Origin of the sequence: Streptomyces sp. NPDC002773, assembly GCF_040295605.1 — a bacterium.
Taxonomy (GTDB): domain Bacteria; phylum Actinomycetota; class Actinomycetes; order Streptomycetales; family Streptomycetaceae; genus Streptomyces.
In genome coordinates this window covers 65,462-91,140 of record NZ_JBEOVO010000010.1, presented here as the reverse complement: position 1 = coordinate 91,140, position 25,679 = coordinate 65,462, and the positions used below count along the sequence as shown (strand labels likewise).

Annotated in this window: 15 protein-coding genes; 7 read left to right on the top strand and 8 right to left on the bottom strand. The window is 73.0% G+C overall.

What is annotated here, in order from left to right; all coding sequences use genetic code 11:
• Positions 1-6: 6 nt before the first annotated feature.
• Positions 7-2,652 (bottom strand): hypothetical protein, encoded by a 2,646-nt coding sequence (locus ABT034_RS15300; protein WP_351215185.1) that lies wholly within the window; start codon positions 2,650-2,652, stop codon positions 7-9.
• Positions 2,653-2,890: 238 nt separating this feature from the next.
• On the opposite strand from ABT034_RS15300, the gene ABT034_RS15295 reads away from it, so the two are divergent.
• Positions 2,891-5,143, top strand: coding sequence for a HelD family protein (locus ABT034_RS15295; RefSeq protein ID WP_351215183.1), 2,253 nt, complete (start codon positions 2,891-2,893; stop codon positions 5,141-5,143).
• 48 nt (positions 5,144-5,191) lie between these two features.
• Here the strand turns inward: ABT034_RS15295 and glgB are convergent, their stop codons facing one another.
• From glgB to ABT034_RS15270, 5 genes are all read right to left on the bottom strand, one after another.
• On the bottom strand, positions 5,192-7,447 hold the full coding sequence (gene glgB, locus ABT034_RS15290) for a 1,4-alpha-glucan branching enzyme (protein ID WP_351215181.1): 2,256 nt from the start codon (positions 7,445-7,447) through the stop codon (positions 5,192-5,194).
• Positions 7,448-7,525: 78 nt separating this feature from the next.
• A complete protein-coding gene (locus tag ABT034_RS15285) occupies positions 7,526-8,875 on the bottom strand; it encodes a maltokinase N-terminal cap-like domain-containing protein (protein ID WP_351215179.1) in 1,350 nt (449 codons plus the stop codon).
• Between the two features lie 245 nt (positions 8,876-9,120).
• Positions 9,121-10,815, bottom strand: a complete 1,695-nt coding sequence (treS, locus tag ABT034_RS15280) for a maltose alpha-D-glucosyltransferase (RefSeq protein ID WP_351215177.1) — start codon at positions 10,813-10,815, stop codon at positions 9,121-9,123.
• Entirely contained in the window at positions 10,812-12,797 is a 1,986-nt protein-coding gene (locus ABT034_RS15275) for an alpha-1,4-glucan--maltose-1-phosphate maltosyltransferase (protein ID WP_351215175.1), read from the bottom strand. Before ABT034_RS15275 ends, treS begins: the two co-directional genes overlap by 4 nt.
• Before the next feature lie 312 nt (positions 12,798-13,109).
• Positions 13,110-14,051, bottom strand: coding sequence for an SDR family oxidoreductase (locus ABT034_RS15270; RefSeq protein ID WP_351215173.1), 942 nt, complete (start codon positions 14,049-14,051; stop codon positions 13,110-13,112).
• 117 nt (positions 14,052-14,168) lie between these two features.
• Here ABT034_RS15270 and ABT034_RS15265 point away from each other — a divergent pair, with 117 nt between their 5' ends.
• From ABT034_RS15265 to glgP, 6 genes are all read left to right on the top strand, one after another.
• The gene (locus tag ABT034_RS15265; RefSeq protein ID WP_351215171.1) at positions 14,169-15,143 is read left to right on the top strand and encodes an AraC family transcriptional regulator; all 975 of its coding nucleotides are present in this window, start codon (positions 14,169-14,171) and stop codon (positions 15,141-15,143) included.
• A 150-nt stretch (positions 15,144-15,293) separates the two neighbouring features.
• The gene (locus ABT034_RS15260) at positions 15,294-16,724 is read left to right on the top strand and encodes a 4-hydroxyphenylacetate 3-hydroxylase family protein (protein ID WP_351215169.1); all 1,431 of its coding nucleotides are present in this window, start codon (positions 15,294-15,296) and stop codon (positions 16,722-16,724) included.
• On the top strand, positions 16,721-18,163 hold the full coding sequence (locus ABT034_RS15255) for an MFS transporter (RefSeq protein ID WP_351215167.1): 1,443 nt from the start codon (positions 16,721-16,723) through the stop codon (positions 18,161-18,163). The genes ABT034_RS15260 and ABT034_RS15255 overlap by 4 nt, the downstream gene beginning before the upstream one ends.
• A 97-nt stretch (positions 18,164-18,260) precedes the next feature.
• Positions 18,261-19,367, top strand: a complete 1,107-nt coding sequence (locus ABT034_RS15250) for a monodechloroaminopyrrolnitrin synthase PrnB family protein (RefSeq protein WP_502972939.1) — start codon at positions 18,261-18,263, stop codon at positions 19,365-19,367.
• A gap of 22 nt (positions 19,368-19,389) precedes the next feature.
• A complete protein-coding gene (locus ABT034_RS15245) occupies positions 19,390-20,745 on the top strand; it encodes an FAD-dependent monooxygenase (protein ID WP_351215163.1) in 1,356 nt (451 codons plus the stop codon).
• Between the two features lie 143 nt (positions 20,746-20,888).
• The gene (glgP, locus tag ABT034_RS15240; RefSeq protein ID WP_351215161.1) at positions 20,889-23,444 is read left to right on the top strand and encodes an alpha-glucan family phosphorylase; all 2,556 of its coding nucleotides are present in this window, start codon (positions 20,889-20,891) and stop codon (positions 23,442-23,444) included.
• A gap of 12 nt (positions 23,445-23,456) precedes the next feature.
• Here the strand turns inward: glgP and ABT034_RS15235 are convergent, their stop codons facing one another.
• Together ABT034_RS15235 and ABT034_RS15230 are read right to left on the bottom strand one after the other, a co-directional pair.
• Positions 23,457-24,962, bottom strand: a complete 1,506-nt coding sequence (locus ABT034_RS15235) for a sensor histidine kinase (protein WP_351215159.1) — start codon at positions 24,960-24,962, stop codon at positions 23,457-23,459.
• The gene (locus ABT034_RS15230; RefSeq protein ID WP_351215158.1) at positions 24,955-25,611 is read right to left on the bottom strand and encodes a response regulator; all 657 of its coding nucleotides are present in this window, start codon (positions 25,609-25,611) and stop codon (positions 24,955-24,957) included. The genes ABT034_RS15235 and ABT034_RS15230 overlap by 8 nt, the downstream gene beginning before the upstream one ends.
• Positions 25,612-25,679 lie beyond the last annotated feature (68 nt).

Here is a 25,679-nt window from a genome sequence, read left to right as displayed (position 1 = left end):
CACCCCCTAGGACTCTCCCATGCGGATGTTGTCGGAGATGTAGCGGAAGTACGGGTCGTATGTGCTGCGGGGCGGCCTGTGGCCCGTCGGCGGGAGCATGGCCGGCGGGATTCCGCCGACCGACTTGTGGGTCTCACCCGTCCACCACTGCTCGACGATGCTCGCCTGCGCCTCGATTCCGAAGGAGCGGAAGGGCGGCCCCGGCGGGCCGTAGAGGTAGCTCGCCGAGCCGCCCAGTTTGTCCAGCGCCGCCTTCCAGAAGTACTCGCTCTTGAAGGACTTGTGGGCGACCTGCCAGGCGTGCGTGAGTTCGTGCATGAGCAGCCCCTCCGAGGGGTTGTCGTACGCGTCGCCGAGATTGACGAGGATCGTGCCGTCGGTGCTGGGCGTCACGAACGCCTGGTTCTCCTGCCCCGAAAGGTTCGTGAGCCGGATCCGGTCCCACGGCAGGGTGTCCTCGAAGCACTCCAGTGCCGACGCCTTCTCCGTGGGGCGCAGCCTCCGGTGCCTCACCAGCGCGTTCCCTATCAGCACGCCTCCGACGAACACCGGGATGATCATGGTCGGCCCGAGGAGGAAGGCCGCACCGCCGGCGAGCGCCAGCCCCGGCAAGCCGCCCGCCTCGAACAGCGACGTGTTCGAGAGGGCGCCCAGTTCCGAGCCGACGAAGACCAGCCCGGCGAGGCAGTGACCCGCGGGCCCCAGGGGGCTCAGGAGCGCCGAGGTGACCGCGAACTCGAGGACGTCGCCCGCCAGGTCCGCCACGCCCCCGATCAGTCCCGTCAGCTCCGAGCTGCGGCTCACCGACAAGGTGCCCGTCCGCAGGTCCGGCCACCGGGCGGCGATCTCGACCTCGCTCGCGTCCTGGTCCCAGTCACGGCGGTCGGGACCGGGCGTGTCCCAGCCGAACACCGAGCCGGACGCCTGGGCGATCACCGCCACCAGGCCGTTCGCCGAGCGCACCACGCCCCGCACGCAGAACTCGTACGAGAGGAGCCCGGTGGCCTCCATGAAACCCTTGAACCGCGCCGACCCGTCGCTGTTGAGGACGTACTCGACCCTGCCGCCCAGGGGAACCCCGTCCGGCGTGATCACCGGCAGGGAGAACGTCCGCGACTCCGGGCGCTGCCTGATCGTCAGCTCCGACACGGCGGTGCCCCGCTGCACCCCGCCGTTCGACGACCAGTCGATGCCGATCGGCAGTCCGGCGGCGGGTCGGGCGTGCTCGGGGTGGACGTCGAGCCGCAGCGGGCACGTCTTCGGGGCGTCACCCGGCGACAGTTCCAGCGTCCCGGACTCGACGGTGACCCCGGGCGGCAGGGCGGCCGGAGTCAGCCGGACCGTCTTGCTGCCGCCGTCGGAGGAGACGGACACGGTCAGCTGGGCGCTTCCGCCGGTCAGGACGTCCAGGGTGAGCGGGCTGGTCCACACGGTGGTGGCGCCCGGCAGGACCTCGACCCGGAGGTCGGCGTACCGCATGGTGACCCCGCCGTGGAAGGAGGCCGCGAGTCTCGCGTGCAGCACCGGCCCCACGGGTGCCGTACGCGCGACCCGGAGCGGGAGGCTCACCGTACGCTCGGCGAAGGGCTCGTACACGAGATGGATCTCCGGCACCGACAGGCCGCTGTCCCAGCCCTGGATGCCGAAGGTCACCTCTCCGCCGGCGCCCAGGCCCGACGTCACCGTCACCGCGAGTTCGGCAGTGCCGCCCTGCCCCACGGCGAGGGTGTCCCGCTCCAGCGTCACCGCCACGTCCTCGACGATCGCCTCGACCGGTACGTTCACCGGTGTCCACTGCGGGGCCATCAGCTTCAGCACCGAGTTCGCGACACCGCCCCAGTTCTCCGCCGCCACGAAGTTCACGCGCACGAGGACCTGGTCGCCGCGCCGCACCTGCACCGGGCCCGTGCCCGTGGCACGGCCGACCTCCTGGAAGTCGCGGTAACCCTCGTCGCGCACCCGGTCCAACTCCTGCGGCGACATCCCGTCGAGCAGGCCGAGCCGTTGCGCCTGCTGGAAGGTGAGTATCTTCTCGCGGGACACGACGGTCTCGGAGGACCGGACGGTCGGCGCTCCGCCGACCAGGAAGACCCGCAGGTCCGCCCCGGAAGGGGCCTTGCCGACGAAGACGTTGGCGCTCTTGGTCTCGCCCGGTTCCATCCCCAGCCGGATCAGGTCCGGTTCCACGAGGGGAACGTGGTCACCCGCGCCGACGGACACGTACAGCGGCAGTTCCCCGGCCGGCTCGCCGTCCATCAGGACGAGCATCCGGCCGGTGTGCCACTGGGCGGCGGCGGTCTCCGGAGCGGCGCACTCAAGCCGGACCCTGACCTCGTGGCCGTGGCCCCCGACAGGGACGGGCTCCGTGCCCGTGCCTTCCACGAGGACCACGGAGTCCTCGACGACGGCGTGGCGACGCGCCGACTCCCTGATCTCGGGCGGGAACGGGGGCAGTTCATCGATCTCGTCGCGCCGCATCCGCCGACGGAAGATCTGGGAGACCTCGACGGACCCGACCCGGACGAGCGGACCGACGCCCTCGACGCGGACCGTCATGTCCCCGGCGGGAAGGCGGGTGAGGCGGACATCCTCGCCGTGGGACGTGCCGGGCACCACATGGGTGCACATGATGAGGGGGGCGAAGGCGGTCATCGCTGCTCCTCGACCTGCCGGATCACCCGCCTGCTCCTCCAGTCTCCTCCGGCGGCATCCGCTTGTCCTCCGCACCGGTGGTCTCTCGCCGGCAGGGCTCCAGCAGGGCATACGGAAATACCCCGACTAGAATTGACAGTCGGGGTATTTTCTCGCGTATATTAATGGATTCCGTGTCTGGAAAGACCACAGACACAAAGAAGTTCAATAAACGCACTGTATCGCGCCGGGAGTCGAATTGTCAACCGAGGAATTTCGGAACGAGCAGCAATTCATCACCGATCTCTACGCACGGCTCGACGACCTGAGGGACCAGGCCGAGGCCGCCGTCGAGCAGGCCCTGCGCGCCCCGGGGGCCGGCAGCAACCAGGGCCGGCTCGAACGGGACGTCATGGTCGCCGAGCAGTCCGGGCTGCTGGCCGCGTTCAACGCGGGGGAGAGCGGGCTCTGTTTCGGGCGTCTCGTCTTCAAGGACGGGCGCGACCACCACATCGGCCGGCTCGGGATCCGCGAGGACGACCCGAACCGCACCCCGCTCGTCGTCGACTGGCGCGCCGAGGTCGCCCGCCCCTTCTACCTCGCCACCGGGTACGAGCCGATGGGCCTCTCCCGCCGGCGGCACATCAGCACCCTCGGCCGCACCGTGACGGCCCTCCACGACGAGGTCCTCGACCTCGGCGACACCACCCGCACCGGGTACGAGAGCCGCGACGCCGACGAGGTGCTGCTCGCCGCGCTCGACGCCGCCCGCACCGGCCGGATGCACGACATCGTGCAGACCATCCAGGCCGAGCAGGACGCCATCATCCGCTCCCCGCACCGCGGAGTCCTCGTCGTCGAGGGCGGTCCCGGCACCGGCAAGACGGCCGTCGCCCTGCACCGCGCCGCCTACCTCCTCTACGCCCACCGCGAGCAGCTCGCCAAGCGGGCCGTCCTCATCGTCGGACCCAACCCGGCCTTCCTCGGCTACATCGGCAACGTCCTGCCCTCCCTCGGCGAGACCGGCGTCCTCCTCGCCACCCCCGCCGAGCTGTTCCCCGGCGTCCGCGCCACCGGCACCGACACCCCGCGCGCCGCCGCCGTCAAGGGCTCGGCCGCCATGGCGGAGGCGCTCGCCGGGGCCGTACGCGACCGCCAGCAGGTCCCCGAGCGCGGCGAACCGCTGATCGTCCCGCACGAGGACGGCGACCTGGTCATCGACTGGGACATGGCCCTCGAAGCCCGCCACAAGGCCCGCGAGACGGCCCTCCCGCACAACCTCGCCCGCCCCTACTTCGTCTTCCGGATCCTGGACGCGCTCGCCGAGCAGCTCGCCGACCGGATCGGCGCGGACCCCTACGGCGGCCCCAACTTCCTCGGCCCCGACGACATCGCCCTGCTCGCCAAGGGCATCGCCGCCAACCCCGACGTGTACGCGGCGGTCGACACCCTCTGGCCCGCCCTCACCCCGGGGGACTTCCTCGCCGACTACCTGACCGAACCCACCCACCTCCCCGACGCCGCCGCCGAGGCGATCCGCCGCACCGGCGGGCCCTGGACCCCCGCCGACGTACCGCTCCTCGACGAGGCCGCCGAACTCCTCGGCGAGGACGACTCGGCCGTCCGCGCCGCCGAGGAGGCCGAACGGCAGAAGCAGATCCAGTACGCGCAGGGCGTCCTCGACGTCTCCTACGCCTCCCGCACCTACGAGTTCGAGGACAAGGAGGAGCAGGACAAGGACGCCTCCGAGGTCCTCTCGGCGCACGACATCATCGACGCCGAACGCTTCGCCGAGCGGCACGAGGAGGCCGACCACCGCACCGCCGCCGAACGCGCCGCCGCCGACCGCACCTGGGCCTTCGGGCACATCATCGTCGACGAGGCCCAGGAGCTCTCCGCGATGGCCTGGCGGCTCCTCATGCGCCGCAGCCCCAACCGCTCGATGACCCTGGTCGGCGACCCCGCCCAGACCGGCGACCCGGCGGGCGTCGGCGCCTGGGAGCGGATCCTCGCCCCGTACGTGGAAGAGCGCTGGGAACTCGTACGGCTCGGCGTCAACTACCGTACGCCCGCCGAGATCATGGCCGTCGCGGCCGAGGTGCGGCGGGCCGACGACCCGGACTTCGAGCCGCCGAGCTCGGTGCGGTCCACAGGCGTGGAACCCTGGGACCGGACGGTCGACGACCCGGTGAAGGAGGCCGCCGACGCGGTGGCGGCCGAGCTGCGCGCCGAGGGCAGGATCGCCGTCATCGCCCCGCCGGAGCTGCACCCCGGGCTGGTCGCGGCCCTCCCGGACGCCGCGTACGGCCCGGCCCCCGACCTCACCCGGCCGGTGGTCCTGCTCGACCCCCGGCAGGCGAAGGGCCTGGAGTTCGACACGGTCCTCGTCGTCGACCCGGAGGCCATCGTGGCCGGCGCCGCGCACGGCACCAACGACCTGTACGTGGCGCTGACCCGGGCGACCCAGCGGCTCGGCATCATCCGGACGACGACGGCGCGCCCCCGCCCGTGACGCCGGACGCCCCTGCCCGCACCCAGGGCGGGCAGGGGCGTCCGATGCTCACGCGGGCCGCAGCCAGACCGTCGCGAGCGGCGGGAGCGTCATCCGGATGCTCGCCGCCCGCCCGTGGTGCGGCACCGTCTCCGTCTTCACCGGGTCGCGCCCCACCACGTCCCCGCCGCCGTACCGCCCGTCATCCGTGTTCAGGACCTCCGTCCAGGCGACCACCGCGTCCGGCACCCCGAGCCGGTAGTCGTGCCGTACCACCGGCGAGAAGTTGCAGACGGCGAGCAGCGGCGAGCCGGCCGCGTCGAAGCGGAGGAAGGCGAAGACGTTGTCCTCGGCCGCGTCCCCGACCACCCACTGGAAACCCTCGGGGGCGGTGTCCCGCTCCCAGAGCGAGGGCGTCGCCGCGTACACCGTGTTCAGGTCGCGGACGAGATCCCGCACCCCCCGGTGGTCCGGCTCCGCCCCGTACGCCGGGTCGAGCAGCCACCAGTCGGGCCCGTGGTCCGCCGACCACTCCGCTCCCTGTGCGAACTCCTGTCCCATGTAGAGCAGTTGCTTGCCCGGGTGGGCCCACATGAAGCCGAGGTAGGCGCGGTGGTTGGCGCGCTGCTGCCACCAGTCGCCCGGCATCTTCGACACCAGGGCCCGCTTGCCGTGCACCACCTCGTCGTGCGAGATCGGCAGGATGTAGTTCTCGCTGTACGCGTACACCATCGAGAAGGTCATCTCGTGGTGGTGGTACTTGCGGTGCACCGGCTCCTTCTGCACGTACTCCAGGGAGTCGTGCATCCAGCCCATGTTCCACTTCATGCCGAAACCCAGACCGCCGAAACCGCCCGGCCCCACCTGGTCCGTCGCCCGCGTCACCCCGTCCCAGGCCGTGGACTCCTCCGCGAACGTGATGATCCCCGGGCAGCGCCGGTACACGGTCGCGTTCATCTCCTGGAGGAAGGCCACCGCGTCCAGGTTCTCCCGGCCCCCGTACTCGTTCGGCAGCCACTCGCCGTGCTCCCGCGAGTAGTCCAGGTAGAGCATCGAGGCGACCGCGTCGACCCGCAGGCCGTCGATGTGGAACTCCTGGCACCAGTACACGGCGTTCGCCACCAGGAAGTTCCGCACCTCCTTGCGCCCGTAGTCGAACTCCAGGGTCCCCCAGTCGGGGTGGTGCGAGCGGCGCGGGTCCTCGTGCTCGTACAGCGGCCGCCCGTCGAACTCCGCGAGCGCCCAGTCGTCCTTCGGGAAGTGCGCCGGGACCCAGTCCATCAGGACCCCGATCCCCGCCCGGTGCAGCGAGTCGACCAGGAACCTGAAGTCGTCCGGGGTGCCCATGCGGGCCGTCGGCGCGTAGAACCCCGTCACCTGGTAGCCCCAGGAGCCGCCGAAGGGATGCTCGGTGACCGGCATCAGCTCCACATGCGTGAAACCGAGGTCGCGGACGTACGCGGGCAGCTGCTCGGCGAGCTGGCGGTACGTGAGCCCCGGCCGCCACGACGGCAGGTGCACCTCGTACACCGAGAGCGGCGCCTCGTGGTGCGGGCGGGCGCCGCGCCGCTCCATCCACTCGGCGTCGTCCCACGTGTAGTGCGAGGCCGTGACGATCGACGCGGTGTTCGGCGGGCACTCGGTACGGCGGGCCATCGGGTCCGCGCGGAGCGTGTGCGTACCGTCGGGGCGCGTGATGTCGTACTTGTAGACCGCGCCCTCCCCGATCCCCGGCACGAACAGCTCCCACACGCCCGTCGCACCCAGCGAGCGCATCGGAAGGCCCGTGCCGTCCCAGTGCGTGAACTCACCGGTGACCCGCACCCCGCGCGCGTTCGGCGCCCAGACCGCGAACCGGGTGCCGGACACCCCCTCGTGGGTCATCGGGTGGGAGCCGAGCGCCGTCCACAGCTCCTCGTGCCGGCCCTCGCCGATGAGGTGCAGGTCCAGCTCGCCGAGGGACGGCAGGAAGCGGTACGGGTCGTGCACGGCGAGCTCGTCGCCGTCGTAGCGGACGCGGAGCTCGTACGCCGGGACCTTGCGGAGCAGCGGCAGGAGCCCGGAGAAGAGGCCGTCGCCCTCGTCGCGCAGCGGCACGCGCTTGCCCTTGGCGAGGACGGTAACCTCCTTCGCCCACGGGCGCAGCACCCGCACCACGACCCCGCCGCGCACCGGATGCGCGCCGAGCACGCCGTGCGGGTCGTGGTGCTCACCGGCGAGCAGCCGGGCCCGGTCGCCCGGATCGAGCGGTGGCGGGGACGTGGTCCTGGTGGCCTTGGTCTTGGTGCTGCTGCGGGCCGTCTTGCCTGCGGGGCGGGCGGTCACCGGGGGTGCCTCCTAAGGGGTACGGGGGTACTGATGCGCAACGGCGAGGTGCGGGGGCGGGACACGCGGCCGAACGGGTCATGGGGTTGTCGACAGGCGTTCGATCGCGGACATGGGGACCGGGAGCCAGTCCGGGCGGTGGCGGGCCTCGTACACGACCTCGTAGACCGCCTTGTCCGTCTCGTAGGCGCGCAGGAGCGCCGGGTCCGCCCGGGGGTCCGCGCCCGACGCCTCCGCGTACCCCGCGCAGAACGCCGCCCGGCACCGCGCCGCCCACTCCGCGTTCCAGGGGCGGTGGGTGCGGGCCGCGTAGTCGAAGGAGCGGAGCATCCCCGCCACGTCGCGGACCGTGGGCTGCGGGCTGCGCCGCTCGTCCAGCGGCTTCGCCGGCTCGCCCTCGAAGTCGATGACGGCCCAGCCGCCGTCGGCCCCCCTGAGGGTCTGCCCCAGGTGCAGGTCGCCGTGGATGCGCTGGACCGCGCTGCCCCCGGCCGCGCCGCTCGCCGCCGCGAACACGGCCCGCAGGCCCGGCACGTGCGGCAGGAGCGCGGGCACGGCCTGCGCCGCCGAGTGCAGCCGCCGGTCCATCGCGGCCGCGAGCTGCTCGGTCTCGGCCCGGGCGAGCCGCCGGGTCGGCAGGGCCTCGGCGAGGGCGAGGTGGACCTCGGCCGTGGCCCGGCCGAGGTCCCGCGCCTCGGCGGTGAACTCCCGTCCGTCGGCCAGCGAGTCGAGCGCGAGCCGCCAGCCGTCCCGCGAGTCCCGCAGATAGGGCTGGAGGACACCGAGGGTCGCGGCCCCCGACTCGAACCAGGCGACCGGCGCGGGGACCCGGGCGCAGCCGGCTCCGGCGAGGGCGAGCGGCAGTTCCAGGTCGGGGTTGGCGCCGGGGCTGACCCGGCGGAAGATCTTCAGGATGTACGAATCGCCGTAGACAAGGGACGTGTTGGACTGCTCGGCGTCGAGGACGCGGGGCGCGAGCGCGGCCGGAAGGGCCGTCGTGGCGTGGAAGCGCAGGGGGCCGGTCCGGCCCGGGGTGCGCAGCCGCTCGTAGACGAGGCCGGCGAGCCGCGGGTCGCGCAGCCCTTCGTACACGGCGCGTCCGGCGAGCGGACCCTGCCGGATCCGCCCGAGCAGGGCGGGCGCGAGGCGGGGCGGGAGCTGACTCCGTACGCCCAGGAGCAGTTGGTAGCAGTCGGTGGGCGTGCCGGGCGGGCGGCTCGGCTGTTCGACCCGTACGAGCAGATGGAGGAGTCCGGGTCCCGCGCCGTCCAGGGGCAGCAGCTCGGTGGCCGCTTCCAGCGTGAAGCCGGTGACCCGGCGGCCCTTGCCCGCGAACCAGCGCTGTCTGGGCAGCCATTCGTGGAGCAGGGGAGCGAGGGACGGAAGGAGGGCGTCCGGGGCCCGGGTGGTGGATGCGGTCTCCGGCATGGCGTCGCGTCCTTTCCCCGGGGCGCGCAGTTGGCTTTCGTATGCGTTCAAATGCGCAGAGTGTCCCGGATGGCGGCTAGGGCTGTCCGGATGTGCGGGACGTGTCGGAGGGGGAAGATCCGTATGGGCCCGGCAAGAAGGCCCGGATGGACCTGAATCGTGACGTGGAACGTGTGTGGGACACAGTGCCCAGAGGGGGACGGGGGAAACCGTCCCACCCCGGACGAATCCGAACTGACCGGCGGTCAGCCCTCCTTGAGACGGAACCAGTAGAAGCCGTGTCCCGCAAGGGTCAGGAGGTACGGCAGCTGGCCGATGGCCGGGAACTGCACCCCGCCGATCAGCTCGACCGGATGGCTGCCGGCGAAGCTCCGCAGGTCCAGTTCGGTCGGCTGCGCGAACCGCGAGAAGTTGTTCACGCAGAGGACGAGATCATCACCGTCTTCCCGGAGGAAGGCGAGCACCGCCGGGTTGGACGACGGGAGTTCGGTGTACGTGCCCGTCCCGAAGGCCCGGTTCTGCTTACGGATCTCGATCATCCGCTTCGTCCAGTGCAGCAGCGAGGACGGTGAGGCCATCCCCGCCTCGACGTTGGTCACCTGGTAGCCGTGCACCGGGTCCATGATGGTCGGCAGGTAGAGCCGCCCCGGGTCGCAGGACGAGAAGCCCGCGTTCCGGTCGGGTGTCCACTGCATCGGGGTGCGCACCCCGTCCCGGTCTCCCAGCCAGATGTTGTCGCCCATGCCGATCTCGTCGCCGTAGTACAGCACCGGCGAGCCCGGCAGCGAGAAGAGCAGCGCGGTGAACAGCTCCATCTGGTTGCGGTCGTTGTCGAGGAGCGGGGCGAGCCGGCGCCGGATGCCGATGTTGGCCCGCATCCGCGGGTCCTTGGCGTACTCGGCGTACATGTAGTCCCGTTCCTCGTCCGTGACCATTTCGAGGGTGAGCTCGTCGTGGTTGCGGAGGAAGATGCCCCACTGGCAGCCGGAGGGGATCTGCGGGGTCTTCGCCAGGATTTCCGAGACCGGGTAGCGCGACTCGCGCCGTACCGCCATGAAGATGCGCGGCATGACCGGGAAGTGGAAGGCCATGTGGCACTCGTCGCCACCCGAGCCGAAGTCGCCGAAGTAGTCGACGACGTCCTCGGGCCACTGGTTCGCCTCGGCGAGCAGCACCGTGTCCGGGTAGTGGTCGTCGATCTCCTTGCGGACCCGCTTGAGGAAGGCGTGGGTGGCGGGGAGGTTCTCGCAGTTGGTGCCCTCCTGCTGGTACAGGTACGGCACCGCGTCGAGCCGGAAGCCGTCGATCCCCAGGTCCAGCCAGAACTTCAGCGCGGAGAGGATCTCCTCCTGCACGGCCGGGTTCTCGTAGTTGAGGTCGGGCTGGTGCGAGAAGAACCGGTGCCAGTAGTACTGCTTGCGGACCGGGTCGAAGGTCCAGTTCGAGGACTCGGTGTCGACGAAGATGATCCGGGCGTCCGCGTACTGCTTGTCGTCGTCGGCCCAGACGTAGTAGTCGCCGTACGGGCCTTCCGGGTCGCGCCGCGACTCCTGGAACCACGGGTGCTGGTCGCTCGTGTGGTTCATGACGAAGTCGATGACCACGCGCATCCCGCGCTGGTGGGCCGAGTCGACGAACTCGACGAAGTCCGCCAGGTCGCCGAACTCGGGGAGCACCGACGTGTAGTCGGCGACGTCGTAGCCGCCGTCCCGCAGCGGGGACTTGAAGAACGGCGGCAGCCAGAGGCAGTCCACGCCCAGCCACTGGAGGTAGTCCAGTTTGGACGTGATGCCCTTCAGGTCTCCGACGCCGTCCCCGTTGCTGTCCTGGAAGGACCGGACGAGGACCTCGTAGAAGACCGCCCGCTTGAACCAGTCGGGATCACGGTCCTTGGCTGGGGTGTCCTCGAAGGTGTCGGGGACGGGCTCGTTGACAGTCATGATGTGGGTGACCCTCCGGTCTGCGGGGACGGTCGCAGGACGAGGACGTGCGCGGGCGTGACACCCGGCTCTAGGCGCACGTAACTGGCCCTGCCCCAGTGATAGGTCTCGCCGGTGAGCTCGTCGCGCACCGGCACGGTCTCGTGCCAGTCGAGGCCGAGTTCCGGCATGTTCAACGAGACCGTCGCCTCCTGGGTGTGGTGCGGGTCGAGGTTGACGACCACCAGAACGGTGTTCGAACCGGAGCGCTTGCTGTACGCGATCACCTGCGCGTTGTCCGTGTCGTGGAAGCTCAGGTTCCGCAACCGGCGCAGGGCCGGGTGACGGCGCCTGATCCGGTTCAGGGCGGTGATGAGCGGAGTGATCGTCTTCCCCGACCGCTCCGCCGACTCCCAGTCACGCGGACGCAGTTGGTACTTCTCCGAGTCGAGGTACTCCTCGCTGCCGACCCGCAGCGGGGTGTTCTCGCACAGCTCGTACCCGGCGTACACACCCCAGGTCGGCGAGAGCGTCGCCGCGAGCACCGCCCGCACCTCGAACGCCGGACGCCCGCCCTCCTGGAGGTAGGCGTGCAGGATGTCCGGGGTGTTCACGAAGAAGTTCGGCCGCATCTGCGCCGCCGTCTCCCCGGACAGCTCCGTCAGGTACTCCGTGAGCTCCTCCTTGGTGTTCCGCCAGGTGAAGTACGTGTACGACTGCTGGAAACCGATCGCGCCGAGCGTCCGCATCATCGCGGGCCGGGTGAACGCCTCCGCCAGGAAGATCACGTCCGGATCGGCCCGGTTGATCTCCCCGATCACCCGCTCCCAGAACACCACCGGCTTGGTGTGCGGGTTGTCGACCCGGAAGATCCGGACCCCGTGGCCCATCCAGTGCCGAAGCACCCGCACGGTCTCCGTGACGATCCCGTCCATGTCGTTGTCGAACGCGATCGGATAGATGTCCTGGTACTTCTTCGGCGGGTTCTCCGCGTACGCGATCGAACCGTCCGGACGGTGGTGGAACCACTCCGGGTGCTTCTCCACCCACGGGTGGTCCGGGGAGCACTGGAGCGCGAAGTCCAGGGCGATCTCCAGACGCAGCTCCCGGGCCCGCGCCACGAAGGCGTCGAAGTCCTCGAAGGTGCCGAGGTCCGGGTGGAGAGCGTCGTGCCCGCCCTCCGGCGAGCCGATCGCCCACGGCACGCCCACATCGCTCGGCGAGGCCGAGAGGGAGTTGTTGGGGCCCTTGCGGTGGGTCTCGCCGATCGGGTGCACCGGCGGCAGGTACACCACGTCGAAGCCCATCGCCGCGACCGCCGGAAGCCGCTCGGCGGCCGTACGGAAGTTCCCCGGAACCGTACGGCCCTTCACCTTCCGTACGCCCTCCGAGCGCGGGAAGAACTCGTACCAGGAGCCGAACAGGGCGCGCTCCCGCTCCACCTGGAGCGGCAACGCGGGGGACGCGGAAAGGAGTTCGCGCAGCGGGTGGCGGTCGAGGACCTCGACGACCCGGGGCGTGAGCGCCGCCGCGAGCCGGGCCGCGGCCGACCGGGACGTGTCGCGCAGCGCGTCGGCGGCGGCGAGCACGGACTCCCGGCCGCCGCCCTTCTTCGGGACGCCCTTGGCGGCCCGTTCGTGCAGCTCGGCGCCCTCGGCGAGGACCAGTTCGGAGTCGATCCCGGCCGGGATCTTGATCCTCGCCGTGTGGCGCCAGGTGGCCACCGGGTCGCTCCACGCCTCGACGGTGTACGTCCAGAGGCCCTCGGACCCGGGGGTGACCACGGCGCCCCACCGGTCGGTGCCCGGCGCCAGTTCGCGCATCGGGGTCCAGGGGCCGGGGCGGCCCGAGGGGCCGCGCAGCACGACATTGGCGGCGACCGCGTCGTGGCCCTCGCGGAAGACGGTCGCCGTCACCTCGAAGGACTCTCCGGCCACCGCCTTCGCGGGGCGCCGACCGCAGTCGACCAGCGGGCGGACGTCCAGTACGGGAATGCGTCCCATGAGCGGATTCACAGCATCACCTGACGGGTTACGGGGGTGCGGGTGGTGGTGCGCTCTTTCTAGCTCCGACGACGGCCGGCGGGTTGCGGGCATGGCCGCTCCTGTCCGCGTTCACTCGGATGGCGGGTTCAGAGGGATGAAGAAGGGGCACGGGGAGACGGGTTCGGGGCCGTACCGCAGGAGCCTTCCCCCGGTTCCCGGGTGGGCAATCCAGACTCTTTGTTAACTACTAGGGCGTAGCCCCACGGGCAAGCCGGTGACCCGGCACAAGAAGAAACCCCGCCCTTGTGGGGCGGGGCCTGATTCCGTCGGTCAGCGCTGGGGTGCCGCGTCCGGTTCGTCCGCGTCCGTCGACCAGACCTGCCAGGGCTGGCGGGCCACCCACTCCTCCACCGGGGCCGGTTCCAGGGCCAGGACCTCCGTCGACACCCCGTCGTCGTCCGCCATCAGGAGCGGATCGGCACCACTCGCCATGTAGTGGTAGATCCCGGCCACCCCCGCCGCCGTCTCCGGCCCCAGAAGCTGCGCCAGCCCGCGCTCGAAAGCGGCCGGATCCAGCTCCTCGTACCGCACCGGGCGCCCCAGGCCCCGGCCGAATGCCGCCGCGAGCTCACCGCCCGTCAGGGAGCGGTCCCCGCCGATGTCGAAGGTCCTCCCCTCCAGGCCCTCCCGGGTGAGCGCCGCGAGCGCCGCCTCCGCGAGGCCCCGGTGCGAGAGCCACGCCGTCCGCGCGGACGACGGCAGCGGATAGGCGAGCACGCCCTCCTCCACCAGGGCGGGGCCGTTCCACGGCGAGAACAGGTTGTCCAGGTACACCGGCGGCCGGATCACCACCAGCGGTACCCCGCTGTCCCGCAGCACCCGCTCGGCGAGCCGCCGCGTCTCGAACGCCGCCACCTCCGTCGGGCTCAGCGGGATCCGGGTGTTGGCGTTGAAGACCAGACGGACCGTCCCCGCCTCCAGGGCCGCCTCCGCGACGTTCCGCGCGTACGCCTCCACCCGCTCGGCCCCGTACACCAGCGGCATCGTGACGAACCCGTGCGTCGTCCCCTCGAAGAGCCGCCGCACGTCCTCCGGCCGCCCCAGATCGCCGGCGACGAAGAACGCGCCGGGCAGCGGCGGCCGGTCGGCCGCGGGCCGCCTGGTCAGGGTCCGCACCCGATGCTGCCGCTCGGCCAGCAGGCGGGCCACCGCGCCGCCCTGGAACCCGGTCGCGCCCACGACCGCCACCCGCATCGGAATCTCACTGGACATGTGTGTCTGAGGCCCTTCGATAGGCTGTCACCGCTGCCGTGTCGGCGTCCTCCAGGCTCGCCGGAGCGGCTTTGGCCGTTCAATTAACAAACCGGGGCGGAAGTTGAAGGATCGTCCATGGACACCGTGGGAACCGACCGTCACGCACCGCACGACGAGCAGGAAGACCTGCTGAGCGAACTGCTCAAACCCCTCCGGCTCACCGGGGTGTTCGACAGCCGCTGGCACGTCCGCGCACCCTGGGCCATCGAGGGCGACGCCGAACGCAGCTGCGCCGTCCTCCACTACGTCGTCGAGGGCGACTGCTGGATCACCACCGACGACGAACCCCCCGTCCACCTGCTCGCCGGAGACCTCGTCGTCTTCCCCACCGGCGCGGCCCACCGCCTCTCCGACCGGCCCGAACGCCAGGGCGTCCCGCTCAAGGCCGTCCTGCCCGAGCGGCAGCCCGGCACCTCGGGCGAGATCGTCATCGGCGGCAGCGGCCCCGAGAGCCGGCTGCTCTGCGCCGGGCTCCACTACGACGCCAGCGCCGCCACCGGCCTCTACACCTCGCTGCCCTGGGCGCTCGTCCTCGACGGCGCCCAGGTCGACCGCGAGCCGCTGCTCCGCGACACCCTCCGGCTGCTCGCCGCCCCCGACCGGCCCGTCGGCCCCGGAGACCGGCTCATCACCCTGCGGGCCTTCGAGATGGCCCTCGTCCTCGCGCTCCGCCCGCTGCTCCGCGAACTCGCCGGCAACCCGGCCTCCCTGCCCCTGCTCCAGCACCCCGGGATCAGCAGGGCGGTCGTCATGATGGCGACCCGGTTCGCCGAACCGTGGACGATCGACTGCCTCGCCCGCGAGGTCGGCATGTCCCGCTCCGCTTTCACCGCCGCCTTCCGCGACCTGGTCGGCGAGTCACCCGCCCGCTACCTCGCCGCCCGCCGGATGCAGGAGGCGGGACGGCTGCTCAGCGAGACCTCCCTCCCGCAGTCGGCGGTGCCCGCGCGCGTCGGCTACCAGAGCGCCGTCGGCTTCCACCTCGCCTTCCGCAAGTGGTTCGGGGTGACCCCGGGGGAGTACCGCGCGGGAGGCGCCCGGGCGGCCTGAACGGCTCCAGGTCGACCGACCTGACATCTTCGGGGCCGCCTGGACGGTTCTTAAGGACCCCTGGACGGACGTTCATTGTCCGGACCGGGTGGCGCCGGACAGTCTCGGGACCGGCACAAGCCGTGACACCCGAGGAGAGGCGATACACCGGTGACGAGGTCCGGGCAGGAGTATCTGGAGGGACTGCGCGACGGGCGCGAGATCTGGCTCGACGGGGAACGGGTCAAGGACGTCACCGCCCACCCCGCCTTCCGGGCCACCGCGGCCTCCTTCGCCGGGCTCTACGACCTCGCCGACGACCCCGTCCACCACCCCGTCCTCGTCCAGGGCGGGGTCCGCCGCGCCTACGCCGTACCCCGCTCCTACGAGGACCTCGTCGCCCGCCGCCGCGCCTTCCGGACCACGGCCGAGGCGAGTTACGGCTTCCTGGGCCGTACCCCCGACTACATGGCCGCCGGCGCGGCCGGATTCGCCGCCGCGCCCGCCGTCTTCACCGGCGAGGCCTTCGACGGCGCCGAGCACGCCCTCGCCTTCCACCGCCGGCTCGCCGAGGGCGACCTGCACACCGCCTTCACCCTCACCAACCCCGCCCCCGGCCACGGCGGCGACGACCTCACCCTGCGGGTCGTCGCCGAACGGGACGGCGGGATCGTCGTCAGCGGCGCCAAGACCATCGGCACCGGCGCGGTCTTCGCCGACGAGATCCTCGTCGGCACCATCGAACCGCTCGCCGCCGACGACACCGGGCACGCCCTGACCTTCTCCCTGCGCCTCGACACCCCCGGCCTGAGACTGATCTCCCGCACCTCCTACGAGGGGCGCTCCCGGTCCGTCTTCGACCACCCGCTCTCCAGCCGGTACGACGAGAACGACGCGATGCTGGTCTGCGAGAACGTCTTCGTGCCCTGGGAACGGGTCCTCACCTACCGGGATCCGGCCACCACCGGCGCGATCTGGTGGGGGACCCCCGCCTATCTGAACTTCGTCCACCAGTCCGCCACCCGCTTCTGGACCAAGCTGGAGTTCCTCACCGGACTCGCGATCCTCCTCACCCGCTCCCACGGCACGGAGAAACTGCCGCCCGTCACCCAGGCCGTCGGCCGGCTCCTCGGCATGGCCGCCCAGGCCAAGGCGTTCGTCCTCGCCGCCGAGGCCTCGTACGAGGAGGTCGACGGCGGGCGCGGCGGCGTACGCCCCGGGCAGGAGATCTCCTTCGCCCAGCGGATCATGGCCGGCGAGCTCTACCCCCGCGCCGTCCAGGACATCAAGCTCCTCGCGGGCGGCGCCCTCGTCCAGCTCCCCGCCAGCGGCCGGGACCTCCTCCACCCCGACCTCGGGCCGCTGGTCCGCCGCTACTTCTCCACCACCGGCCACCCCGCGGAGGACCGGATCAAACTGCTCAAACTCGCCTGGGACGCCCTCGGTTCCGAGTTCGCGGGACGCCACGAGCAGTACGAGCGCTTCTACCACGGCGCCCCCCACGTCTACCTGACCATGCAGACCTGGGCCGGGGCCGCCGGGACCTGCGAGAGCCTCGCGCAGGCCTGCCTCGACGGCTACGACCTGGGGACGACCCGGTGACCGCACCACCACCGGGGCCCCGGCGCGGGGCGCTCGCGCTGCTCGCCTCCACCCAGCTCCTGCTGATCACGGACACCGCGATCGTCAACGTGGCGCTGCCCTCCGTCGGCGACGACCTCGGCTCCGGCTCCGCCGGCCTCTCCTGGGTCGCCAACGCCTACCTCATCACCTTCGGCGGCCTGCTCCTCCTCGGCGGCCGCGTCGCCGACCTCCTCGGCCACCGGCGGGTCTTCCTCGGCGGCCTCGGCCTCCTCGCCACCGCCTCCGCCGCCGGTGGTCTCGCCCCCGGCGCCGACGTCCTCGTCGCCGCCCGCGCCGCCCAGGGCGTCGGCGCCGCCCTCGCCGCGGCCTCCGCCTTCGCCCTGCTGCTCCTGCTCTTCCCCGACGGCCCCGCCCGGCACAAGGCGCTCGGCGCGTTCGCGGCGATGGGCGGCCTCGGCGGAGTCCTGGGCACGGTCCTCGGCGGCGTCCTCACCGACCTCCTCGGCTGGCGCTCCACGTTCTGGCTGAACGTGCTGCTCGCCGCGGTGCTCGCCGCCCTCGCCCTCCGGGTCCTCGACGACCGCACCGGCCGTCCCCGCCACGGCGGCTTCGACCTCGCCGGGGCGCTCACCGCGACCGCCGGACTCGGGCTCGTCGCCTACGCGCTCGTCGGCGCCGCGGAAGCCGGGTGGCTGTCCGCCCGTACGCTCGGCGCCGGAGGAGCGGGACTGGCGCTGCTGCTCGCCTTCGCCGCCGTCGAGACCCGGGCCGCCGCGCCGCTCGTCCCGCCCCCGGTGCTCGCCCGCCCCGCGCTCCGCCTGGCCAACGTCCTGGCCGCGCTCGCCCAGACGACGCTCTTCCCGATGTTCTTCCTGGTCAGCCTCTACCTCCAGAGCGTCCTCGGATACGGGCCCCTCGGCGGCGGCCTCGGGCTGCTTCCGCTCTCGCTGGTCGTCGTCGCGGTCGCCCCGCAGACCGGCCGGATCATCTTCCGGATCGGCCTGCACCGGACCATGACCCTCGGCTTCGTCCTGCTGTGCGCCGGCACCCTGTGGCTCGGCCTCGCGCTCACCCCCGACGGCACCTTCGCGAGCACCGTCCTCGGCCCCAGCCTCCTCATCGGCGCCGCCCTGCCCCTGGTCATGGTCACCACGAACGTGGCGGCGACGGCGGAGGCCGCGCCCGAGGAGACCGGACTCGCCTCCGGACTCGTCAACACCAGCCAGCAGTTCGGCTCCGTCCTCGGCCTCGCCGTCCTGGTGGCCGTCGCCACCACCCGTACCGAGAGCGTGGACGCGGCCCGCGCCGCCGCCGAGACGGCCGGCCACCGCGCCGCCCTGCTCACGGGCGCCGCCTTCGCCGCCGCGGCCGCCCTCCTCTCCGTACGCCTCCACCCGCCGAGACCGGGCCCGGCCCCGTCCCCGTCCCCCGACGACCGGATCCCGCACCGGCGCTGACGCCGCCCCGCACCCCTACCGCACGATGCCCACGACCACCGGCAGGTGAGCCGTGTTTCCGGCGAACCGAGCCCCAAAAGAAGAGGAGCGTCCGTTGTTGTTCGGCGATGTGCTTCACACGACCGAGGACATACGCGCGGCCGACCCCCTCGGCGCCGACGCCCTGCTCGCCGCCGTGCCCGCGATGAACGCGGACGCCGACGTGGCCGCGCTGACCGTCGCGCTGCGCGCCCTGGTGCCGGACCTGGACCGGGCGGCCGAGTGGAGCGTCGACGGGGCCCTCGCGGCGATGCGGGACCTCGGCATCCTGCTCGGTTCGCTGAAACGTCACGGCGTGCAGCCGCTCGCCGCCGTACCGGAGGCGCTCCCCGTCCTCGAACTCCTGGGCCGCCGCACCGACATGGTGCCCCGGGACACCGTCCACCACTACACGACCTGGAACCCGGTGGGCGCCCGCCGCCGCTCGTACACCGGCCACCCGACGGAGGCCCTGCTCCAGGAAGCCGTACGGATGGTGTTCCCCGGTCTCGTCGCCGCGCTCGACGACTGCGGACGGCTCGCCCGCCTCGAACCGTACGACCCGGGCTTCGCCACGGCCCTCGACCGGGTGGCCCGCCACGTGCGCGCGATGGTCGACTCCATCGACCTCACCGTGGCGCGGGTGTCACCCGAGTACTTCGCGGTCACCCTGCGCCCGTACTTCGAGGAGGTCGAGGTCGGCGGCCACGACTACCTCGGCCCGGCCGCCGCGCAGGTCCCGCTCTGGCTGGTCGACCTGACCCTCTGGCAGTGCGACCGCCCGGACCCCGCCTACGACGCCTTCCTGGACGAGTCGGTGCCGTACGCGCTGCCGGCCTGGCGCGCGTTCCGCGCCCGGCACCGCGGCGGGGTGTCGGCGGTCAGCAAACTGTCGGCGGCCGTGAGCTGGGAGGGCGCCGACCGGCTGCCGCCCGCGCTCACCGCCTCGGCGGAGGCGCTCGGCCGGGTGCTGCGCCTCCTGAAGACCTTCCGCGCCCGCCACCTCGGCATCGCCCGCAAGGCGTACAGCGAGGAGGTGCGCCTGTACGAGGAGGGCAGCGGCGGGGCCCCGGTCGCGCTGCTGCGTTCGGTCCTGGACCTGACCAGGGAGAACGAGACCATGGTGCGCCGCGCGACCGTGCAGCGCCGTCCCGCAGGGGCCCCCGTCGGGCCGTCGGCCGCGTAGCGGCGCCGAAGGAGCAATCGAGATGTCCCTCCCCACCCCCGGCCCGTACGGACAGGGCTTCCCGTCCGGCTACGGGCAGAGCCCGCACGTGGTGATCGCCGGCGGCGGCGTCGCAGGACTCACCGCCGCGCTCGCCCTGCACGCCGCCGGTTTCGAGCGGGTGACGGTCGTCGAGGCGGCGCCCGCGATCCGCCCGGTCGGCGCCGGACTCAACCTCATGCCGAACGCGGTCCGCGAACTGGACGCCCTCGGCCTGCTCGACGCCCTGGAGGCGGGCGCCCTGCGCACCCGCGAGCTGCGCTACTACCACCGCTCGGGCGGCCTCATATCCAGGGAGCCGCGCGGACTCGGCGCCGGCTACCGCTGGCCGCAGCTGTCGATCCACCGCGGGCACCTCCAGCAGGTCCTCGCGGGGGCGGTACGGGCCAGGCTCGGCCCGGCGGCCCTCGTCACCGGGGTCCGGGTGAGCGGGGTGGAACTGCTCCCCGACGGCAGGCCGCGGCTGCGTCTCGAGCACCGGGAGGGCGCCGTCCGGGGCCGGGCCTCGCTCGAACCGGACGTCCTGGTGGGCGCGGACGGCATCCGGTCGGCGGTGCGGGCGGCGCTGCACCCGGGGGAGGGTGGACCGCCGTGGAACGGGATGCTGGTGTGGCGCGGGGTGTCCCGGATGCCGGCGCGGGCCGTGGGCGCGTTCATGCTCATCGCGGGCGACGACCGGCAGAAGGCCGTCGTGTACCCGATGGGCCGGCCGACCGGACAGACCCGGGAGGTCCTGGTCAACTGGGCGCTCGCCAGGCCCGCGGAGCCCACCTGCGCCTCGCCGGAGGAGCGGCTCCGGGGGGACTGGAACCGGCCCGTGCCCGTGGAGGCGTTCCTCCCGTACTACGCGGGCTGGGAGTTCGACGGCGTCAGCGTCCCCGACATCCTGCGCGCCGCCGACACCGCGCACGAGTACCCGATGGTCGACCGCGAGCCCCTCGACCGCTGGACCCACGGCCGCACCACCCTCATCGGCGACGCCGCCCACGCCATGTACCCCGTCGGCTCCAACGGCGCGACCCAGTCGATCGTCGACGCCCGCGCCCTCGCCCACGCCCTCGCCCGGCACCCCGACCCCGCCGAGGGACTCGCCGCGTACGAGCGGGAGCGCAGGCCCGTCACCACCGCGCTCCAACGCGCCAACCGGGAGCGCGGACCCGAGGTCGTCATCGACCTCGCGCACGCGCGCGCCCCGCAGGGCTTCACCGACATCCACGAGGTCATCCCCGCCGAGGAACTCGCCGCCATAGCGGGCCGGTACGCCGCCACGGGCGCCTTCGACCCGAGGACCGTGAACCAGGGCTCCCCGTACGAGGTGCCGCTCCCCGCCACCGGCTGACCGCGCCACCGGCTGACCGCGCCGCCGCGCCCCCCGCGCGCCGTGGCCCCGCGGCGGCCCGTGCCCTAACGTCGGAGCGGAACGACGGACGCACAGCGTGGTGCGTCCACTCCGCTCCGTACTCGCCTGCGAAGGTGGAACACGTGAAGGCAATCCGTCGATTCACCGTGCGTCCCGTCCTCCCCGACACCCTTCGACCCCTCGCCGACCTCGCGCACAACCTGCGCTGGTCCTGGCACGAGCCCACCCGCGCCCTCTTCGACTCCCTCGACCCCGAGGGGGCGCCCGGCGCCGACCCCGTACGGACCCTCGGCACCCTCGAAGCGTCCCGGCTCGCCGCGCTCGCCGCCGACCAGGACTTCCTGGCCCGGCTGCGCACCGCCGCCGAGGACCTCGACAGCTATCTGCACGCCCCCCGCTGGTACCAGCGGCAGTCCGGCGACCTCCCGGCCGCCGTCGCCTACTTCTCACCCGAGTTCGGCGTCACCGCCGCCCTCCCCCAGTACTCCGGCGGCCTCGGCATCCTCGCCGGCGACCACCTCAAGTCCGCGAGCGACCTCGGCGTCCCCCTGATCGGCGTCGGCCTGCTCTACCGGCACGGCTACTTCCGGCAGTCCCTCGGCCGCGACGGCTGGCAGCAGGAGCAGTACCCCGTCCTCGACCCCGGCGAGCTGCCGGTCAGCCTGCTCCGCGAGGCCGACGGCGCGCCCGCCCGGATCACCCTCGCCCTGCCCGGCGGCCGCAGCCTCCACGCCCACCTGTGGATCGCCCGGGTCGGCCGCGTCCCGCTCCTCATGCTCGACTCCGACGTCGAGGAGAACGCCCCCGGCGAACGGAGCGTCACCGACCGGCTGTACGGCGGCGGCAGCGAGCACCGGCTCCTCCAGGAGATGCTGCTCGGCATCGGCGGCGTCCGCGCCGTCCGTACGTACACCCGGCTCACCGGCACCCCCGACCCCGAGGTCTTCCACACCAACGAGGGCCACGCCGGCTTCCTCGGCCTCGAACGCATCCGCGAACTCCAGGGCGAGGGGCTCGACTTCGCCGCCGCCCTGGAGACCGTCAGGGCCGGCACCGTCTTCACCACCCACACCCCCGTCCCGGCCGGCATCGACCGCTTCGACCGGAGCCTCGTCGCCCGCCACCTCGGCGAGGACGGGGAACTGCCCGGCGTCGACACCGCCCGGATCCTCGCCCTCGGCGACGAGACCCCGCTCGGCGGCGAACCCGGCCTCTTCAACATGGCCGCCATGGGACTGCGCCTCGCCCAGCGCGCCAACGGAGTCTCCACCCTCCACGGGGCCGTCAGCCGGGCCATGTTCGCCGGACTCTGGCCGGGCTTCGACGCCGACGAAGTGCCGATCACCTCCATCACCAACGGCGTCCACGCCCCCACCTGGGTCGCCCCCGAGGTCGGCCGACTCGGTCCCGACCCGGCCGACCGGGAGCTGTGGGAGCTGCGCCGCACCCTCCGCGAACGGCTCGTCACCGACGTACGGGAACGCCTCCGGGCCTCCTGGCGGCAGCGCGGGGCCGCCGACGCGGAACTCGGCTGGACCGACTCCGTCCTCGACCCCGACGTCCTCACCATCGGCTTCGCCCGCCGGGTCCCCTCGTACAAGCGCCTCACCCTGATGCTCCGCGACAAGGACCGGCTGCGGGCCCTGCTCCTCCACCCCGAGCGGCCGGTGCAGCTCGTCGTCGCCGGCAAGGCCCACCCCGCCGACGACGGCGGGAAGCGGCTCGTGCGGGAACTCGTCCGCTTCGCCGACGACCCCCGGGTCCGGCACCGGATCGTCTTCCTGCCCGACTACGGCATGGCGATGGCCCGCGGGCTCTACCCCGGCTGCGACGTCTGGCTCAACAACCCGCTGCGCCCCCTGGAGGCCTGCGGTACGAGCGGGATGAAGGCCGCCCTCAACGGCTGCCTCAACCTCTCCGTCCTCGACGGCTGGTGGGACGAGTGGTTCGAGCCCGACTTCGGCTGGGCGATCCCCACCGCCGACGGCGCGGCCGCCGCCGACGAGGACCGCCGCGACGACCTGGAGGCCGCCGCCCTCTACGAACTGATCGAACGCCGGGTCGCCCCCCGTTTCTACGACCGGGGCCCCGACGGGGTGCCCGCCGACTGGACGGCGATGGTCCGGCGCACCCTCACCGACCTCGGCCCCAAGGTGCTCGCCGACCGCATGGTCGGCGAGTACGTGGAGCGGTTGTACGTCCCCGCCGCCACCGCCCGCCGGGCCCTCACCCCGGCCCGCGCCCGCGACCTCGCCGACTGGAAGGCCCGGGTCAGGGAGGCCTGGCCGAAGGTGACCGTCGACCACGTCGAGGTGGGTGACGGGCTCGCGGACGACCTCGCGGACGCGGAGCTCGGCGCGACCCCCGTGGTCCGGGTCCGGGTGGCGCTCGGCGCGCTCGGCCCCGACGACGTCGAGGTGCAGGCCGTCACCGGCCGGGTCGACGCCGACGACACCCTCACCGACCCCCGTGCCGTCCCGCTGAAGCCGGCGGGCGGCCCGGACCTGGAGGGCAGGCTCACCTACGCGGGCACCCTGGAACTCGACCGCACCGGCTCCTTCGGCTGCACGGTCCGCGTCCGCCCCTCCCACCCGCTGCTCGCCCACCCGGCCGAACTGGGCCTGGTGGCCGTGCCGGAGGAGACGACGGGGGAGGGGGCGGGGGTGCTGCTGAGGTAGAGGGGCCGGTCCCTAGGGCACCTCGGCCTTGTCGGCGAGGTGCCCGCCGACGAAGCAGAGCCGGTACACCGGGATCGCGGCGAGCATCGTCGACCGGTAGTACCGGCACTCGTCCATCCCGGGCGGCTCGGCCGGCACCGCCTGCGGGGGGCCGTCCAGCGGGTGGTCGGGCCAGTCCTCGGCGTCCTCGTCGATCTCCGTGAGCGTCTGCCCGACCTGGAGCCTGGCGTAGTCCGCGGGCTCCAGATACGACCGGGCCTGCGTCCACAGGGCGACCCCGGCCATCAGCACACCCAGGGCTCCGAGGAGCGCGAGCGGGATCCAGATCGCCCGCGCCAGGCCCTTGCGCACCTCACGCCGGGCCCGGTCCAGCTCCCGGGCCGAGGTGGGCGCGGCGGGCAGCGGCGCGGGGGGATTCCGGGGCAGTACGGCGGTCAGGGCGAAGCCGCCGTCGGCGGTGACCCGGTGACCGAGGGTGCCGCCCGCGAGCCGTACCCGCTCGCCGAGGCCCACGAGCCCGGTGCCGGTGCCGGTGCCTCCGCCCGTGGTGGCGCCGGGGCCGCTGACCACGCTGACCCGGACGTCCGCCGGGTCCTGGGTGACGGTCACCGAGACGGCGGCGCCCGGCGCGTGCTTCGCCGCGTTGGTGAGCCCCTCCTGCACGACCCGGTGCAGCGCGAGGCCCGACATCCCCGGCAGCGTGGGCACGGGGGTCGGGGCCAGCGTGACCGCGAGGCCCGACGCGCGGGCGCGGGCGGCCAGCTCCTCGACCGTCTCACCGGGCGGGCTCGTGGGGGCGGCGGCGTCGTCCTCGCGCAGCACGCCGATGATGTCCCGCAGCCGGGCCGTCGCGTCCGCCGCCGCCCGGCGCAGTTCGCCGGCCGCCCGCTGCTGCTCGGGGCCCAGGTCGGGGGAGACCTCAAGAGCGCCGGCGCGGACCGCGATCAGAGCCAGGTCGTGGCCGAGGGAGTCGTGCATGTCGCCCGCGATCCGCGACCGTTCCCGCAGCCGCTCCCGGTCCGCGACGACCGCCTGTTCGCGTTCCATCCGGTCGGCCAGGTCCCACCCGCTGCGCACGAGCCGGTCGTACTGGCGTACGTAACGGCCGATCAGCCAGGGCGCGACCACGGCGAGGGCCAGCGCGAGCAGCAGCGTGAACCACTGCCCGAGGGACGTCCGGGTCACCCAGGTGAGCAGGAGGCCCGTCCCCGCCACCGCGCCGAACAGCCAGAGCGCCGCCCGGGTGTGCTCCTGGCGCCGGCCCGCGAGGTACCCGAAGGCGACCAGGGCCAGGCTGTACGAGGGGGTGAACAGCTCCAGGCTCGCGGGCAGGCTCGCCGCGACCGTGGCGCCGAGCGCGACGAGCGGCCACCGCCGGCTGACCGCGACACAGCCGGCGAGGACCGCCACGCCGACGGCGACCTGGAGCCAGCTGCCGCCGTCGTTCGGGTCCGACCTCAGCAGGACGGGCACGCAGAGCAGCAGCCAGAGGCCCAGGTCGAAGAGCCGCTCACGCACCGGGGACCAGGCCCGCCTCGTACGCGAGGACCGCGAGCTGGACCCGGTTGCGCAGGCCGAGGCGGCCGAGGACGGCGCTCACATGCGCCTTCACGGTTCCCTCGACGACGTGCATGCGGTCCGCGATCTCCTGGTTGGAGAGCCCGGCGCCGAGGAGCGCGACGACCTCCCGCTCCCGGCCGGTGAGCGGTTCGAGGCGGGCCCGCGCGTCGGCGGCGCGGGTGAACCGCTCGCCGCCGAGGGTGTCGATGACCCGGCGGGCGACGGTGGGGGAGAGGGCCGCGCCGCCCCCGGCCACGGCCCTGACGCCCGCGATCAGTTCACGCGGGTCACCGGATTTGAGCAGGAAGCCGCTGACGCCGCTGCCGAGGGCGCGGGCGATGTACGTGTCCTCGGAGAAGGTGGTGAGCATGACGACGGCCGCGTCCGGCACGGTCCCGCGCAGCTCCTCGGCCGCGCCGAGTCCGTCGAGCCGGGGCATCCGGATGTCCAGGAGGACGACGTCGGGCCGGTGCTTGCGGGCGAGCTCCACGGCCTCGTGGCCGTCGCCCGCCTCGGCGACCACCTCGATCCCGGGGTCGGTGGTGAGGATGGCCCGCACCCCGGCGCGGATCATCGTCTCGTCGTCGGCGAGCAGCACCCTGATCATGCGGTCCAGCCTACGGAGGGGAGCGCGGACGCGCGGGCGCCCGGAGGGAACGTTCCCTCCGGGCGCCC